Origin of the sequence: Pseudomonas sp. B21-031 (assembly GCF_024748985.1) — a bacterium.
In the GTDB taxonomy this organism is placed as follows: Bacteria; Pseudomonadota; Gammaproteobacteria; order Pseudomonadales; family Pseudomonadaceae; genus Aquipseudomonas; species Aquipseudomonas kermanshahensis.
Map to the genome: position 1 here is coordinate 5685095 of NZ_CP087181.1, position 16900 is coordinate 5701994.

General features: G+C 64.3%; 14 protein-coding genes. 5 read left to right on the forward strand and 9 right to left on the reverse strand.

The features are described 5' to 3' along the window. The first annotated feature begins 120 nt into the window (after positions 1-120). Positions 121-789 carry an FMN-dependent NADH-azoreductase gene (locus tag LOY53_RS25340; RefSeq protein ID WP_252826153.1) on the forward strand — a complete coding sequence of 223 codons (669 nt, stop codon included), beginning with the start codon at positions 121-123 and terminating at the stop codon, positions 787-789. A gap of 11 nt (positions 790-800) precedes the next feature. Here LOY53_RS25340 and LOY53_RS25345 read toward each other — a convergent pair whose 3' ends face one another. After that, on the reverse strand, positions 801-1856 hold the full coding sequence (locus tag LOY53_RS25345) for a haloacid dehalogenase-like hydrolase (protein WP_252826155.1): 1056 nt from the start codon (positions 1854-1856) through the stop codon (positions 801-803). 241 nt (positions 1857-2097) lie between these two features. Here LOY53_RS25345 and LOY53_RS25350 point away from each other — a divergent pair, with 241 nt between their 5' ends. Further along, positions 2098-3489 (forward strand): L-cystine transporter, encoded by a 1392-nt coding sequence (locus LOY53_RS25350; protein ID WP_252826157.1) that lies wholly within the window; start codon positions 2098-2100, stop codon positions 3487-3489. Between the two features lie 90 nt (positions 3490-3579). Here LOY53_RS25350 and LOY53_RS25355 read toward each other — a convergent pair whose 3' ends face one another. Then, a complete protein-coding gene (locus LOY53_RS25355) occupies positions 3580-4098 on the reverse strand; it encodes a dihydrofolate reductase (RefSeq protein ID WP_027592306.1) in 519 nt (172 codons plus the stop codon). A gap of 54 nt (positions 4099-4152) precedes the next feature. Here LOY53_RS25355 and LOY53_RS25360 point away from each other — a divergent pair, with 54 nt between their 5' ends. Further along, on the forward strand, positions 4153-5544 hold the full coding sequence (locus LOY53_RS25360; protein WP_099455640.1) for a DUF2868 domain-containing protein: 1392 nt from the start codon (positions 4153-4155) through the stop codon (positions 5542-5544). Beyond that, complete coding sequence (locus LOY53_RS25365; RefSeq protein WP_186682847.1) at positions 5537-6901, forward strand: GTPase/DUF3482 domain-containing protein; 1365 nt, start codon at positions 5537-5539, stop codon at positions 6899-6901. Before LOY53_RS25360 ends, LOY53_RS25365 begins: the two co-directional genes overlap by 8 nt. A 278-nt stretch (positions 6902-7179) precedes the next feature. Here LOY53_RS25365 and LOY53_RS25370 read toward each other — a convergent pair whose 3' ends face one another. The 5 genes from LOY53_RS25370 to LOY53_RS25390 form a co-directional block, all read right to left on the reverse strand. After that, entirely contained in the window at positions 7180-8205 is a 1026-nt protein-coding gene (locus LOY53_RS25370; protein WP_258703415.1) for a putative 2-aminoethylphosphonate ABC transporter substrate-binding protein, read from the reverse strand. An 18-nt stretch (positions 8206-8223) separates the two neighbouring features. Beyond that, a complete protein-coding gene (locus tag LOY53_RS25375; RefSeq protein ID WP_258703416.1) occupies positions 8224-9948 on the reverse strand; it encodes a putative 2-aminoethylphosphonate ABC transporter permease subunit in 1725 nt (574 codons plus the stop codon). A gap of 1 nt (position 9949) precedes the next feature. Then, the gene (locus tag LOY53_RS25380) at positions 9950-11008 is read right to left on the reverse strand and encodes a putative 2-aminoethylphosphonate ABC transporter ATP-binding protein (RefSeq protein ID WP_258703417.1); all 1059 of its coding nucleotides are present in this window, start codon (positions 11006-11008) and stop codon (positions 9950-9952) included. 231 nt (positions 11009-11239) lie between these two features. Then, on the reverse strand, positions 11240-12109 hold the full coding sequence (locus LOY53_RS25385) for a LysR family transcriptional regulator (RefSeq protein WP_027592300.1): 870 nt from the start codon (positions 12107-12109) through the stop codon (positions 11240-11242). Between the two features lie 9 nt (positions 12110-12118). Continuing rightward, the gene (locus LOY53_RS25390; RefSeq protein WP_258703418.1) at positions 12119-14332 is read right to left on the reverse strand and encodes a heavy metal translocating P-type ATPase; all 2214 of its coding nucleotides are present in this window, start codon (positions 14330-14332) and stop codon (positions 12119-12121) included. 83 nt (positions 14333-14415) lie between these two features. On the opposite strand from LOY53_RS25390, the gene cadR reads away from it, so the two are divergent. Next, positions 14416-14859 carry a cadmium resistance transcriptional regulator CadR gene (cadR, locus tag LOY53_RS25395; RefSeq protein ID WP_252826162.1) on the forward strand — a complete coding sequence of 148 codons (444 nt, stop codon included), beginning with the start codon at positions 14416-14418 and terminating at the stop codon, positions 14857-14859. A 198-nt stretch (positions 14860-15057) separates the two neighbouring features. On the opposite strand, the gene LOY53_RS25400 is transcribed toward cadR, so the two are convergent. Together LOY53_RS25400 and lgt are read right to left on the reverse strand one after the other, a co-directional pair. Further along, positions 15058-16029 (reverse strand): thymidylate synthase, encoded by a 972-nt coding sequence (locus LOY53_RS25400; RefSeq protein WP_099455647.1) that lies wholly within the window; start codon positions 16027-16029, stop codon positions 15058-15060. Positions 16030-16078: 49 nt separating this feature from the next. Next, positions 16079-16888, reverse strand: a complete 810-nt coding sequence (lgt, locus tag LOY53_RS25405) for a prolipoprotein diacylglyceryl transferase (RefSeq protein ID WP_258703419.1) — start codon at positions 16886-16888, stop codon at positions 16079-16081. Positions 16889-16900 lie beyond the last annotated feature (12 nt).

A 16900-nucleotide genomic window follows, 5' to 3' on the forward strand; every position in this document is an offset into this window, starting at 1 on the left:
TGAACTTAATGAGGCGAGCATACGTGATTTCTATAATGAATCGTCCTGAATCAGACTCTGCGCTCCCTCTGTGTATGCCTCGCCAGGGGAAATGCCATCGACGCTGACAGGAGTAGCCCCGTGGTCGAACGTGTTCTTTATGTGTGTGCATCGCCGAGAGGCGAACGCTCGGTATCCGCTCAAATTGCCGAAGTGTTCCTGGCCGCGTTGGCCGAGCGCAAAACCGTGGAGGTTGACCGCCTGGACCCTTGGGAATGCGAGCTGCCCGAAGTGGATGGCGACCTGCTGGCGGCCAAGTACGCCGGGCTTGTCGATGCCCCGCTTTCACCCGCGCAAAACGCCGCCTGGGCACAGATCAAAACCCTCGCCAAACGCTTCCACCGGGCAGATACAGTGGTGTTCAGCGTACCGCTGTGGAATTTCGGCATCCCCTACAAACTCAAGCACTTGATCGACGCCATTTCGCACAAGGGCGTGTTGTTCACCTTCGATGAACAGGGGTTGAACGGCATGCTGGGTGGGCGCCGGGCGGTGGCCATCTACACCCGCGGGCTGGGTTATGGCCCCGACTCCCAGACGCCTGACCCGGCGTTCGGCCTGGAAAAACCCTTCCTTGATGCGTGGTTCCGCTTCGTCGGGATCAACCAGGTACACAGCATCGTGGCCGAACAGACGCTTGGCGCCGAGGGCGCCAGCGTCCGCTCAAGCGCCATGGAAGCCGTGGCCATGCTGGCGCAGGACTTCGACCAACAACAAGCCAGGACACTCATTGTCGGCCGAAGCGGCTGACCTGAACCGGGTTACTGGATCTGCTCTGGCGTGACGATCACCCAGTTCTTGTCCGCCGTCACCGGCAGTCCTTCCTTGGCCTGCGCGGCCGCGTGCTTGGCGATCATGCCGTTGAGCTGGTCCATGTACTTGGCCTTGCGGTTTATCCACAGGTGGATGCCCCCTTTCCCCACGTCCACCCCGTGGAACTGCATGTAGCCATCGCTGGTTGGCGTATCGCCGCCCACCAGCACCGGCCGCTTCCACTCGTCGATGTAGGTGAGGATCGCCGCCTGCTTGCCCGCCATCCAGGTTGCCGGGGTCCACAGGTAAGGCGTCAGTTCCAGGCCTTCGTTGGCCTTGGGGTCATAGCTGCCCGCGCTGATCTGCTTGCGCGCCGTGGTCAGCTGGCCATTGCTGCGGTCCTTCAGTAGCAGGCTGACGCCAATCACGTTCTGCGGTTTGACGTTGTAGCCGTACTTGGGATCGGACGCGACCATGCGCACCAGTTCTTCGGACGCGGCAGAAATGACATACACCTCGATGCCGTTTTCCATCAGCTTGTTGAACAGTTCGGCCTGGCCGGCAAAGACCTTGGGCGGCTGCACCTCGATGGCCTTGACCTGGTCACCCTCGAAGTAGGTGCTGGGCACGGGCTTGCCGGAGGCCATCAAGGCGTCGACCTGGGCCTTCAGTTCCTTCAGGGTGAAACCTGAGAACACCTGCGCCACCCAGGGGTAGCAGACCATGTCGTCGATTTCGCACAGGCGGTAGTAGTAACTGAACAGGCTTTCCTTGTGCTCGGCCGTGTCTTTGAAGGGGATCAGCTTCAACGAAGGGTCGAGCTTGTCGCGGCTCAGCAGCCCCTGGTTCTCCATGAACGGCAGCAGCGCCTCTTCGAGGTCGTAGCGGTAGCTGGTGTTGTCCATGTCGAACACCGCGTAGTTACCCTTGTTGGCATTGGCGGCGATCATGCTGTCGAGCTGTTTGGCGGCCTCGGCAGGCCAATGCTTGAGTTCGGTGGCCCAGGTTTGGGCCCCGAACAGCAGGGACAGACCCAGGGCGAGGGCTTTCGGAGCGAACTTCATGTGCGAATCTCCTGAAATGACCGGGAAACGCTAGTCCAACCTACCGGCCCAGCAAGCCCTGACAACGACGTTCAAGCAGCTTGAAACGCCCTGTTCATTGCTATCTGCGACATTCCGTTATTCCATAAACGACTATGTACATTCCATTTGGGTATAAATTCGTTTGTTTTCAGGCTGTTAGCATTTCCGTTCGCAATCGCTCACAGAGGCGATGCCTCTTCTGTTTTTTGTTGGAGCTTCAATGAACCTGCCGCTGTCTCTCAACCTGCTGGCGTTCCTGGCCTTGCTGCTGGGCCTGGCACAAACCCGCCGCACCGATTGGAGCCTGGCCAAGAAGGTCTTGCTGGGCCTGGTGCTGGGCGTGGTGTTCGGCCTGGTGCTGCACACGATCTATGGCGCTGGCCACCCGGTATTGAAAGCCACCATCGCCTGGCTCGACCTGGTCGGCAACGGCTATGTCGGCTTGCTGCAGATGATCGTCATGCCGCTGATCTTCGCCTCGATCCTCAGCGCCGTGGCACGCTTGCACAATGCCTCCTCGCTTGGCCGCATCAGCGTGCTGAGCATCGGCACCCTGCTGCTGACCACTGCCATCGCCGCATTGATCGGCATCGTCTTGACCAACCTGTTCGGCCTGACCGCCGACGGCCTGGTGGCTGGCGTGCAGGAAAGCGCGCGGCTGCAAGCGATCCACAGCGACTACGCGGGCAAGGTCGCCGACCTCAACATCCCGCAACTGCTGCTGTCGTTCATCCCCAGCAACCCGGTAGGCGACCTGGCGCGGGCCAAGCCAACCTCAATCATCAGCGTGGTGATCTTCGCCGTGTTCGTCGGCCTGGCCGCCCTGCAGCTGATCAAGGACGACGCCGAGAAAGGCGCGCGCGCCCTGTCGGCCATCGACACCCTGCAAGCCTGGGTCATGCGCCTGGTGCGCGTGGTGATGAAGCTCACCCCTTATGGTGTGCTGGCCTTGATGACCAAAGTGGTCGCCAGCTCCAACCTGGACGACATCCTCAAGCTGGGCAGCTTCGTCGTCGTTTCGTACATCGGCCTGGGGCTGATGTTCGTGGTGCATGCCGTCATCCTGGCGGCGACCGGCGTCAGCCCGCTGCGTTTCTTCCGCAAGGTGTGGCCAGTGCTGACCTTCGCCTTCACCAGCCGCTCCAGCGCCGCAAGCATCCCGCTGAATATCGAAGCGCAAACCCGTCGCCTGGGTGTGCCGCAGTCCATCGCCAGCTTCAGCGCCTCGTTCGGCACGACGATTGGTCAAAACGGTTGCGCCGGCCTGTACCCGGCCATGCTGGCCGTGATGGTTGCCCCGGCAGTGGGCATCGACACCTTCGACCCGCTGTGGATCGCGACCCTGGTCGCCATCGTCACCCTGAGCTCGGCCGGGGTAGCCGGAGTGGGCGGTGGTGCGACCTTCGCCGCGCTGATCGTGCTGCCGGCCATGGGCTTGCCGGTTGAGCTGGTAGCGCTGCTGATTTCGGTGGAGCCGTTGATCGACATGGGCCGCACGGCACTGAACGTGAATGGCTCGATGACGGCCGGGGTGGTGACCAGCCAGCTGTTGAAAGAAACTGACAAGGACGTGTTAGCAGATGACGAGCATGCAGCGCTGAGTCATAGCTGATACGGCAAGGCCGCCCCTACAGAGAAGACGCGGTCTTTTTGTAGGGGCGGCCTTGCGTCGCGATAGGGGCGCAAAGCGCCCCCAACAATCTCAAACCTTGTCCCAGACATCGAAGTGATACGCCGGCCCAGCCCCTTCAGGCGCCTGCGGTTCACTGCTCACCCGGCGCCACTGCGCCTCGTCGAACGCCGGGAACCACGCATCGCCCTCAGGCGACAACTCGACCCGGGTCAGGTACATGCGGCTCACCAGCCCCTTCTCCAGCGCCTGCCCATACAGCTGCGCCCCGCCAATCAGCATCAGCTCATCGACACCCTGCTCACGCGCCCACTGTTCGGCGCGCACCAGCGCAGCTTCCAGCGAGGCGAACACCTCGGCACCGGCCAGCGCCAGCCCAGGCTGGCGGCTGACCACGATATTCAGCCGCCCCGGCAAAGGCCGGCCCAGCGAGTCCCAGGTCTTGCGCCCCATGATGATCGGCTTGCCCAGGGTCGTGGCCTTGAAGTACTTGAAATCCCCCGGCAGGTGCCAGGGCATGGAATTGTCGATGCCGATCACGCGGTTCTCGGCGAGGGCCGCGATCAGGCTGAGGGGGAGTGTGCTAGTCATGCCAGCGAGGATAGCAAACCCGCCGTGGGTTATGCTTCTGCCCTGACCTGTGCAATGGAAGACCTTGTGACTGGACCGACGCCACTGGACAAACGCTGGCTCACCGAAGCAGTACGCCTGCGCGAGGAACATGCCGGCCCCCTGGAAGACCAGGAAGCCAACCGCCACGCCCGCCAGGCCGGCGGCGACCTGGCGACCCGTATCGAAACGCGCGCGCTGTTCCTGGCCGAACGCGACGGCATGACAGCCGCCCTGCGCCACTGGAAGCAGGGCGCGCGCCTGGCACTGCTGGCCCTGTTGATCATGGCCGCCTTCAGCGGCGCGGGCCTGGCCTTCGCGGCGCTGGGCGATGGCCAACGCCCGGTGAATGTGTTCTGGGCACTGGGCAGCCTGCTGGGGTTGAACCTGTTGATGTTGCTGAGCTGGGCGATCGGCTTCAGCCTGAGCGGCGAACACGGCGCTGGGCTGGGCCGGCTTTGGCTGTGGCTGAGCGAACGCTTTGCCCGCGATGCCAAGGCCGCGCACCTTGCGCCCGCGTTGCTGGTGCTGCTGCAACGCCAGCGCCTGAATCGCTGGCTGCTCGGCGTGCTGGTGCACGGGCTGTGGCTGCTGGCGATGATGACCGCGTTGGCGATGCTCTTGGCGTTGCTGGCCACACGGCGCTATGGCTTTGTCTGGGAAACCACCCTGCTTGCCGCCGAGCCGTTCATCCACATGACCCAGGCGCTCGGCGCCCTGCCTTCGCTGCTGGGCTTTGCCGTGCCGGACGAAGCCATGATCCGCGCCAGCGGCGACACGCTGCCGGCCCTGGACCTGGCCCGCCAGGCCTGGGCCAGCTGGTTGCTCGGTGTGGTGCTGGTCTATGGCCTGCTACCACGCCTGCTTTTGGCCGCACTGTGCCTGTGGCGCTGGCGCCAGGGCCGCGCACGCCTGGCGCTGGACCTCAGCCTGCCAGGCTACGCGGCATTGCGCGACAGCCTTATGCCACGCAGCGAGCGCATCGGTGTGCAGGACGCCGCGCCCGACACCTTGCCCCACTTCGCTGCCGGGCAACTGGAAAGCGGCAGCAGCGGTGCCTTGCTGGTTGGCCTGGAGCTGGATGACCAGCGCCCCTGGCCGCCCGCCCTGCCCAAAAGCGTGACCGATGCCGGTGTGCTGGATAGCCGTGAATCACGCAACCGGCTGCTCGAACAACTCAGCCGCTTCCCCCCGGCGCGCCTGGCTATCGCCTGCGACCCACGCCGTTCGCCCGATCGCGGCAGCCTGGCGTTGCTGGCCGAGCTGGCACGCAACGCTGGCGCCACCCGTATCTGGCTGCTGCAGGCGGCTCCAGGCCAGGCCTTGGATGCCGAGCGCCTGGGCGACTGGCACGAAGCGCTGGACCGCCTCGGCCTGCCCCACGCCGACACCTCGCCCCTGACCTGGTTGGAGCATGGCCATGACTGAGCCGCTTAAACTGGCCGTGGTCGGCCACACCAATGTCGGCAAGACTTCGCTGCTGCGCACCTTGACCCGCGACGTGAGCTTTGGCGAGGTGTCCCATCGCCCCAGCACCACCCGCCATGTGGAAGGCGCGCGCCTGTCGGTGGACGGCGAGCCCCTGCTGGAGCTGTATGACACCCCTGGCCTGGAAGACGCCATTGCCCTGCTCGACTACCTCGAACGGCTGGAGCGCCCGGGTGAGCGCCTGGACGGCCCGGCCCGGCTGGCACGCTTCCTCCAGGGCAGTGAGGCACGCCAACGCTTCGAGCAGGAAGCCAAGGTGCTGCGCCAGTTGCAGGCCAGCAATGCCGGCCTGTACGTGATCGACGCCCGTGAGCCGGTGCTGGCCAAGTACCGCGACGAACTGGAGGTGCTGGCCAGTTGCGGCAAGCCGCTGCTACCCGTGCTCAACTTCGTCGCCAGCAGCCAGCACCGCGAGCCCGAATGGCGTGAAGCCCTTGCCCGGCTTGGCCTTCACGCCTTGGTGCGGTTCGACAGCGTGGCCCCGCCGGAAGACGGCGAGCGCCGCCTGTACGAAAGCCTGGCCCTGCTGCTGGAAGACGCCCGCCCTGCCCTGCAACGGCTGATCGACGACCAGCAGGCGCAACGCCAAGCCCGCCATCAAAGCGGTAAACGCCTGATCGCCGAGCTGCTGCTCGACTGCGCCGCCTGCCGGCGCAGCGTGGTGGCCGAGCCCGCCGCCGAAGCCAAGGCCATCGAAGCGTTGCGCCAGGATGTGCGGCAACGCGAACAGCGCTGTGTCGAAGCGTTGCTCAAGCTGTATGCCTTCCGCCGCGAAGACGCCCATGCCAGTGATTTGCCGTTGCTGGACGGTCGTTGGGGCGATGACCTGTTCAACCCCGAGACCTTGAAGCTGCTGGGCGTACGCCTGGGCAGTGGCGTGGCGGCGGGCGCTGCGGCCGGGGCCGGGGTCGATCTGTTGGTCGGTGGCCTGACCCTGGGCGCGGCGGCCTTGGCGGGTGCGATCGCGGGCGGCGCGCTGCAGACGGCACGCAATTACGGGTCGCGGTTGATGGGCAAGCTCAAAGGGCAGCGTGAGCTGACGGTGGACGATACGGTGTTGCGGCTGTTGGCGTTGCGCCAGCAGCAGTTGATGGTGGCCCTGGATAACCGCGGGCATGCCGCGCAAGACAGCATTCGCTTGGGCGAGCTGGACGAGAAGGCCTGGCGCGAGGGCAAGTTGCCTGAGGCGTTGGTCAAGGCGCGGGCGCATCCGCAGTGGTCGACGCTCAACCCCGGGGCGCGGGTGAATCAGGCGGAGCGGCAGGAGCAGTTGGAGGCGTTGGTGTTGCAGATTTGAGTTTGTGTGGGGGCTGGTAGGTGTTCGCCTTTAGGGGGGCGGCGCCTGGGAGACCGAGCGCCGCCCGCGCGGCGCTTCGCAGCACAAGGCTGCTCCTACATTTTTCGGGCCAATTATTCCTGAGGCGGTCGCGCGCCAATATCACAGGCCTCACTGGCCCGAAACAGATGTAGGAGCAGCCTTGTGCTGCGAAGCGCCGCGCGGGCGGCGCTCGATCTGCCAGGCGCCACACCCCTCAAGGCATGCACCTCTCAACCCCAACCCCTACCCCTACCTCTTCACTGCTGCGCCACCTTCTCCGACTTACCGTCATACCGCTTGCGCCACTCGGCCAGAATCTCGTCACGGTGCTTCGAGGCCCAGGCAAAGTCGTTCTTGATCAACCGCTGCTCATAATCAGCCGGCAACTCGGTCTGCGGCTTGGCGATACCCGGCGCGGCAAGCACCGCGAAGTTCTCCTTGTACAACGCCATCGCCGCAGGGCTGGCCGAAAAGTCTGCCAAACGCTTGGCCGCATCGGCCTTTGGCGTGCCTTTGATCACCGCCGTCGCCTCGATCTCCCAGCCCAGGCCCTCCTTGGGCAGCACGATGTCCAGCGGCGCGCCTTGGCGCTTGAGCTGCACAGCGGGGTATTCGAACGAGATACCGATCGGGAACTCGCCCGCCGCCGCCAGCTTGCACGGCTTGGAGCCGGAGTGAACGTACTGGCCGATGTTCTGGTGCAAGGCGTCCATGTAGGCCCAGCCCTGAGGCTCGCCAAAGGTCTGCAGCCAGGCGCTGACATCCAGGAAGCCCGTGCCGGATGAGGCCGGGTTGGGCATGACGATCTTGCCCTTGTACTCAGGCTTGGTCAGGTCTTGCCAGCTGACTGGCTTGCTCAGGCCCTGCTTCTCGGCCTCGATGGTGTTGAAGCAAATGGTCGCGGCCCAGACGTCCATGCCCACCCAAGCCGGTGGGTTGGCTGCGTCGCGGTAGTTTGCCGAGATTTTGCCAAGGTCCTTGGGCGCATAGGCTTCGAGCATGCCGTGCTGGTCAAGCACGGCCAGGCTGGAGGCCGCCAACCCCCACACCGCATCGGCTTGCGGGCGGTCTTTTTCAGCCAGCAGTTTGGCGGTAATGATGCCCGTGGAGTCGCGTACCCACTTGATCTCGATGTCTGGGTTGGCCTTTTCGAAGGCCTGCTTGTAGGTCTTGAGCTGCTCGGCCTCCAGCGCGGTGTAGACCGTCAGCTGAGTGCCGGCGGCCGAAGCCTGCAGGCTGAACACGGCAGAAACGGTAGCAGCAAGTGCAAGGTGCTTGAACATGGTGGGGTTCCTTACAGGTCAGGCAGTCGCGGCGCGTTGGCGCCAGGCTTGGGAGCGGCGCAACAGGCCGCGTGAGGCTGCGGCCAGCAGCAATGAGGCGCTGGCGCTGGTCAGCAGAATCAGGGTCGACATGGCGGCGGCACCGCCGACGTTGCCTGCATCGTCCATGTTCAGCACGGCAACGGCGGCGAGGATGGTGTCGGGGCTGTAGAGGAAGATCGCCGCCGACACGGTGGTCATCGCCGAGACGAACAGGTAGCGGATGATGTCCAGCAGCGCCGGCAAGCAGATCGGCACGGTGACCCGCAGGAAGTGCCGATACAGCGGCGCCTTGAGCGACAATGCAGCAGCCTCGAACTCGCCGTCGAGCTGGCGCAGTGCGGTGGTGGCGGTCATCTGCGCAGTGGTCAGGTAATGCGCAATGGTGCAGATGACCAACAAGCCCATGCTGCCGTACAGCACATGCAACGGGTTGCCGTTGAGGTTGAAGAAGAACACGTAGCCCAGGCCCAGCACGAGGCCCGGCACCGCCATGGGGATGAAGCTGAGCAGGCGCAGCGACTGGTTGAGCAGGCGTTGGCCCTGGGTCTTTTCCATCAGGTAGGCACCGCAGAAAATCACCACGCTGCCGATCAGCGCCGTGCCCATCGCCATGGTCACGCTATTGCGGTACGCCAGCCAGCCTCCGCCGGCGGTGTCCTCGAACCGGTAGTGCTTGAGCGACAGCGACAGGTTGTAGGGCCAGAAGGTGACCAACGACGAATACACGGCCATGCCGATCACCAGCAACAGCACCGCGCAGACCACCAACACGACCGCCAGGAAGCAGGCATCGCGACGGCGCGAGGGCTTGGGCTCGAACACCTGCGCTCGCCCACTCATGGCCTCGCCCTGGCGGCGGCGCAGCCAGGCATCGACAGCAAAACTCAGCAGTGCCGGCACCAGCAAGACCATGCCAATCAGGGCGCCGCGGCCAAATTGCTGCTGGCCAACGACGGCCTTGTAAGCCTCCAGGGCCAACACCTGATAATCACCCCCCACCACGACCGGCACGCCAAAGTCGGTGATGGTCAGGGTGAACACCAGGCAGAAGGCTGCAAACACCGCCTGGCGCGTGGCGGGCCAGGTAATGCTGGAAAACGCCCGCCACGGCCCGGCGCCCATGCTCGACGCAGCATCGAACAGGCGCGCATCGGCCAGCGACAGGGCCGACAGCAGAATCATCAGTGCATGTGGGAAGGTGTAGATGGCCTCGCCCAGTACGATCCCCCAGAAGCCGTAGATGTTGTCGCTCAGCAGCCCGCGCAGCAGGCCCTGGTTACCAAACAGGTAGACCAGCGCGATCGCCGGCAGCATCGACGGTGCCAGCAGCGGCAGCAACGAGATGCCCCGCCACAGGCCCTTGGCCGGGATCAGCGTGCGTTGCAACGCATAGGCGAACAGGTAAGCCAGTGGGATGACGATGGCCGCGACGGTTAACGCCACCGCCAAGCTATTGCCGAGCAGCCAGTGGAAGTTCTCGCTGGCGAACAGCGCCCGGGCAGCGGCCAGGCCGCCGCCCTGGCCGGCGTCACCGCTGAAGCCACGCCAGAAGATCGCCAGCAGCGGCATCAGCACCGCCAGTACCAGCAGCATCAACAGCAGCCACTTCCCACCGACGACAAACAGCCGGTCACCCAAGGCAACGCCGTGGCGCGACGTGGCCTTGGCCGGGTTCAGCGGCAGGGACATTGGCGCGGCCATCTTAGGCGAACACCTGCAGGCTCTGCGGTGGCAGCGCCACCCAGATGTCCTGCGAGCCCAGCCGCGGCATGGCCTCAGGGGCCAGTTCGGCCAGCAAGGCATGTCCCGGCAAGGCTTTGAACTCGAAGCTCATGCGGCAGCGGTTACCGAGGAAGGTGATCTCGCGGACCTTGGCCGGAAACAGGTTTTCTTCATGCACCGGCGGGTTGACCGTGATCGCCTCGGGGCGGCAGAACAGGCGGCCGCTGCTGGCCCGCGCCGAGCCCGGCGACAAACGCATGCTCATGCCGCCGACCTGGGCCTGGCTGTCACCGCTGCGCTGGAACGGCAGCCAGTTACCCTGGCCAACGAACTCGGCAACGAAGGGCGTGGCTGGCTGGTCGTAGATGGCCTGCGGCGTGGCGTACTGCTCGACCTGGCCGTTGTTCATCACGGCAATGCGGTCGGCCATCAGCATGGCCTCGTCCTGGTTGTGGGTAACCATCAAGGTGGTGATACCCAACTGGCGTTGCAGCTGGCGCAGTTCGGTGCACAGGTGCTCGCGAACCCGCGCGTCCAGCGCCGACATCGGCTCGTCGAGCAACAGCAGCGAAGGCGCCGGCGCCAGCGCACGGGCCAGGGCCACGCGCTGCTGCTGGCCGCCGGAAAGCTGCCCGGGGTACTTTTTTTCGCTACCGGACAAGCCGACCAGCTGGAGCATTTCGGCCACCCGCTGGCGGGTCTGTTCGCGGCCGCTGCCGGTCAGGCCATAGGCGATGTTGGCTTCGACGGTCAGGTTGGGGAACAGCGCGTAGGACTGGAACAGAATGCCGTAGTCGCGGGCCTGGGGTGGCAGCTCCGAAACGTCGCGCTCGCCGATATGCAACTCACCGCGGTCCTGGCGTTCGAGGCCGGCGATGCAGCGCAACAGCGTGGTCTTGCCGCACCCGGACGGGCCGAGCAAGCACACCAGCTCGCCGGCGGCGATGTCCAGGGAGACATCGTTGAGCGCTGTGAAGGCGCCGAAGCGTTTGTGGATGTTGCGCACTTTCATCTGTGCGCCTGGGGTGGCGTTGTTCATGGCAAGGCCTCATCGAAGAGATGGGGCCATGCTAGGAAGGCTGTGCGACGGTTCTGTGGCTTTCAGGCAAAAGCGCGCGATAGTGGTATAGGCAGATTTTGTAGTGCCCCACCTGCCGCCACGGTTCTTGTAGGAGCAGCCTTGTGCTGCGAAGAGGCCCTGATCGGCGATGCAGATGTATGGGGTGCAACGGCCTCTTCGCAGCACAAGGCTGCTCCTACAAGGGATGATTCAGAACTGCGAACCGGCCACTTCCTGCGCAACCCCCAGAAACGCCGCCGGCAAACGCGCCTGGCGCCGCTCCTTCAGGCAATACAGGTACTCATGCATCACCGGTGCATCCTCCAGCGCCAGCACCCGTAATTCGGGGTTATGCGGCACTTCATGGCGGGCAATCACACTGATGCCAATGTTGCGCAGGACCGCTTCGCGAATCGACTCACGGCTACCAATCTCCAGCAACGTGCCGGCCTTCACACCGGCCTCCTGCAGCATCTGCTCGGTCAGCTTGCGTGTGGTCGACCCCGGCTCGCGCATCAACAGGCAATGCCCGGCCACCACGTCGATGGACACCACCTGACGATGCGCCAAGGGATGGTTGCGGTGCACGGCCACCACCAACGGGTCGGTGCCCAAAACCCGGCGCACCAACCGGGCATCCTCCACCAATTGCGACGAAGCGGCGATATCGACCCGGTAGTCCTCGAGCATTTCCAGCACCTGCTGCGAGTTGCCGATCTCCACCGCAACGTCCACCTGGGGCAGACGCTCGCGGAAGACCTTCACCAGATCGAGGATGTAGTAAGGCGCGGTGGCCGCAATGCGCAGGCTGCCCTGGGCCTGGCCACTGTTGCGCAGTTCGAACTCGATGTCGGCCTCCTGCTGCAGCAGCGCCTTGACCCTCGGCAGCAGGCGCACGCCCTCTTCGCTCAACACCAGGCGCCGCCCGCCCCGGTAGAACAGCTCTACTGCGTACTGGCTTTCCAGGTTGCGGATCTGCGTGGTCACGGTGGGTTGGCTGAGCCCGAGCTTCTTCGCCGCCAGGGTGATGCTGCCCAGGCGGGCCACCATGTAGAAGGCTTTGAGCTCGGAACTCAGCATGCACGTCCTCTATTTGCGCAAAAGGCGCAAGCCGTTGAACACCACCAGCAGGCTCACGCCCATGTCGGCGAACACCGCCATCCACATGGTCGCCATGCCGGCAAAGGTGATCGCCAGGAATATCGCCTTGATGCCCAGGGCCAGAACGATGTTCTGCCTGAGAATCGCCGCACTTTGGCGCGACAGCCTGACGAAGGCCGGGATTTTGCGCAAGTCGTCGTCCATCAACGCCACGTCGGCCGTCTCGATGGCCGTGTCGGTGCCCGCGGCCGCCATGGCAAAGCCGATCTCGGCACGGGCAAGGGCCGGTGCGTCGTTGATACCGTCGCCAACCATGCCCACCCGATGGCCTTGGGCATACAGGGCCTCGATGGCCTTCAGCTTGTCGGCCGGCAGCAGGTTGCCTTCGGCACGATCGATGCCGACCTGGGCGGCGATGGCCTCAGCGGTATGGGGATTGTCGCCGGTGAGCATGACGGTCTTGATACCCAGTTCATGCAACTCGGCAATCGCTTGGCGGCTGCACTGCTTGAGCGTGTCGGCCACAGCGAACAGAGCCAGCGGGCCACTGCGGTCGAGCAGCAGGACCACGGTCTTGCCCTGACGCTCCAGCGCATCCAGTTGCGCCTCCAACTCAGGCGAGCACAGGCCCAGTTCCTCGACCAGGCGGTGATTGCCCAGGTGGTAAAGCTCACCTTCGATCACCCCACGCACACCGCGACCGGCCAATGCGGCGAAGTCGTCGACCGCGCTCATAGCCAAACCTTGCGCCTTGCCGAACTGGGCGATGGCACGTGAGACCGGGTGGTCCGAGCGCTCGGCCAAACTGGCAGCCAACGCCTGGGCCCGGCCTTCGAACAGGGGGTCCAACACCTTTACATCCGTTTGCACCGGCTTGCCGTGAGTGAGAGTGCCGGTCTTGTCGAGGGCCAGGAAGTCCAGCTTGCGCCCGCCTTCCAGGTACACCCCACCCTTGATCAGGATGCCCTTGCGCGCCGCTGCAGCCAGGCCACTGACGATGGTCACCGGGGTTGAAATGACCAAGGCGCACGGGCAGGCCACCACCAACAGCACCAAGGCGCGGTAGACCCAGTCGAACCAGGCGCCTGCCAGGAACAGCGGCGGGATAACCGCTACTGCCAAGGCCACGGCGAACACCACAGGTGTGTAGATGCGCGAGAAGCGGTCGACAAAACGCTGCGTCGGCGCCCGGGCACCTTGGGCCTCTTCGACGGCCTTGATGATGCGCGCCAACGTCGATTGCCCGGCGGCGGCAGTGACGCGAAACTCCAGTGCACCGGCCTGGTTGATGGTGCCGGCGAACAGCTTGTCGCCCACGGCTTTTTCCACTGGCAGGCTTTCACCGGTGATCGGCGCCTGATCGACGCTGGATTGGCCACTGGTCACTTCGCCATCCAGGCCGATGCGCTCGCCTGGCCGTACCCGCACCAAGGCACCGATGGCCACCTCGCGCACTTCCACTTCGCGCCACTGGCCATCGGCTTGCAGCACCGTCGCCCTATCAGGGGTGAGCTGCATCAGGCCGCTGATGGCATTGCGAGCGCGGTCCAGGGAGCGCGCTTCGATCAGCTCGGCGACCGTGAACAGCACCATCACCATGGCCGCTTCCGGCCACTGGCCGATCAGCACAGCGCCAGTCACGGCAATGCTCATCAGCGCGTTGATGTTGAGGTTGCGGTTTTTCAGGGCAATCCAGCCCTTCTTGTAGGTGCCCAGGCCGCACCCCAGGATCGCCGCCAAGGCCAGCGCCGCCACCAGCCATTCAGGTGCAAGCCCGGTGAAATGCACGATTTCGGCGGCGATGGCCGCGACACCGGATAACGCCAGCGGCCACCAGCGGGTCTTGCTGGGCGGGGCAGCATTCGCGCCGGCGCCGTCCCCTTCGATGAGGGGCTCGGCCTTCATCCCCAGGCTGTCGATGGCCCGCTCGATCTCGGCGGTACCGGCCAGCGTGTGGCGCACGCCAAGCACGCGGTTGATCAGGTTGAACTCCAACTGCTCGATGCCCGCCAGCTTGCCCAGCTTGTCCTGGATCAGCGTTTGCTCGGTGGGGCAGTCCATGGCCTCGATACGGAAGCGGCTGAGCTGTGCGTCGCCGCTGGCTTTTTCGCTCAACTGCACCAACGCCGGGGCGGCCGCGCTGCCGCAGCAGCTGTGGGCGTGGTGGTCATGCTTGTGGTGGGGGCTGGCAGGCTGGTTCATTGGGTCATCCTTAAAGTGAGCCTGTTGCCAAGTGAACACCCTGTAGCCACTATAGGGTCAAGCCATCCGCTGGAGATTTCGCCATGAAGATTGGAGAACTGGCAAAAGCCACCGATTGCGCCGTGGAGACCATCCGCTACTACGAGCGCGAGCAACTGTTGCCGGAGCCGGCGCGCACCGACGGCAACTACCGGCTCTACACCCAGGCCCACGTCGAGCGGCTGACCTTCATCCGCAACTGCCGGACGCTGGACATGACCCTGGACGAAATCCGCAGCCTGCTACGCCTGCGCGACAGCCCCGAAGGGTCGTGCGGCAGCGTCAATGCGTTGATCGACGAGCATATCGCCCATGTGCAGGCGCGTATCGATGGCTTGGTGGCGTTGCAGGAGCAGCTGGTGGAGCTGCGGCAGAGGTGCAGCGCGCAGGGGAGTGAATGCGCGATCTTGCAGCAACTGGAGGTGAACGGGGCGGTATCGGTGCCGGAAGGTGAGCATTCGCATGTAGGGCGAAGCCACGGACATTGAACTTGGTGGATTGCTGCGCCTACTCCAGCCACAGCAACGCCGAACCCTGTGGGAGCAACTGTCTTGTCGTGCTTGTTTGGCGTCATCGCTGGCAAGCCAGCTCCCACAGGTGCGGCGCTAGACTTGGAGGCTACACAGTTCGGGTGGGAGCCGGCTTGCCGGCGATGGGCTGCAAAGCAGCCCCAGCGATCTTAAGGATCACACCGCCATCGGCGCCGTCATCGGCGCATGATGCTCATACCCTTCCAGGCTGAAATCACTCGGTTCGATCTTCTCCAGCCACTCCGGCTCATACTTGCCGGTGTCGGCAAACGCCGGCACGCGATCGCTGATCACCAGCTTCGGCGCCTCGAGCGGTTCGCGCTTGAGCTGCTCATTGAGCATGTCCAGGTGGTTTTCGTACACATGGGCATCGCCAATGAAATACGTGAACCAGCGCGGGGTGTAGCCGGTCAGACGGCCGAACAGCGACAGCAAAGCCGCGCCCTCGGTGAGGTTGAACGGCGTGCCCAAGCCCAGGTCGTTGGAGCGAATGTACAGGGTCAGGGAAATTTCCCGAGTCTCGGCATTCGGGTGGAACTGGTACAGCAGGTGGCACGGCGGCAGGGCCATTTCATCCAGCTGGGCGCAGTTCCAGCCATGGAACAGAATGCGCCGGCTGCCCGGGTCATTGGCGATGGTGTCCAGGCACTGGCGCACCTGGTCGATGGCCTTGTACAGGATGACAAAGGCCTGGCCGTCTTCCTCGTCCTGGGCAATCTTGCGGAAACCCTGTTTTTCGGCCATCTCAATGGCCGCCGGGTTGCTCAGCGGGATGCGTTTGTAGCCCGGCCATTGGCGCCACTGAACGCCGTAGATCTCGCCCAGGTCGTCATGCCCCTGGCGGAACGGGTTGGCCAGCCATTGGGCGTTTTCGTTGGCGTTCTGGTCCCAGACCTTGCAGCCCAGCTCACGGAATTCACCCGCGTTTTTCACGCCCCGCAGAAAACCGACCATCTCGCCGATGGCCGACTTGAAGGCCAGCTTGCGCGTGGTGATGGCCGGAAAGCCCTTCTGCAGGTCGAAACGCAGCATGGCGCCCGGCAGGCTGATGGTGCGGATGCCGGTGCGGTTTTCCTGAAGGGTGCCGTTTTCGATGACGTCACGGACCAGGTCCAGATACTGTTTCATGGCTTACCTGTAGCAAGAACGGCAGAGGGATCACCCCTGCCGTTGGGAGTCAGATGGCGGGTTTCGCCGTAGGTTTGCGATTATAAGCCCACCAGATCAATCCGAGGCCGGCCAGAATCATCGGGATGCAGAGTATCTGACCCATGGTCAGCCAACCCCAGGCAATGTAGCCCAGCTGGGCATCCGGCACGCGGACGAACTCGACGATGAAGCGGAAGATCCCGTAGAACAACGCGAACATGCCGGATACCGCCATGGTCGGGCGTGGTTTGCGCGAGTACAGCCACAGGATCAGGAACAGCGCCACGCCTTCCAGAGCGAACTGATACAGCTGCGAGGGGTGGCGCGGCAGCTGGGCGGGGTCGCTGAACGGTGGGAACACCATCGCCCACGGCACGTCGGTCGCCTTGCCCCACAGCTCGGCATTGATGAAGTTGCCGATACGCCCGGCACCCAGGCCGATCGGCACCATTGGCGCGACGAAGTCCATCAGCTCGAAGAACGACTTGTTGTTGCGCTTGCCGAACCATACCGCCGCCAGCATCACGCCGATGAAGCCGCCGTGGAACGACATGCCGCCCTTCCACACCTCGAAGATCAGCGTCGGGTTGGCCAGGTAGGCGTGCAGGTCGTAAAACAGCACGTAACCCAGGCGGCCCCCGATGATCACCCCCATCGATAACCAGAACACCAAGTCGGACAGCTTTTCACGGGACCAGGTGGGGTCGAAGCGGTTCAGCCGACGCGAGGCGAGCAGCCAGGCGCCGCCGATGCCGACCAGGTACATCAGGCCGTACCAGTGGATTTTCAGCGGCCCGAGGGCCACGGCCACGGGGTCTATCTGCGGGTAAGGCAGCATGGATATTCCTCT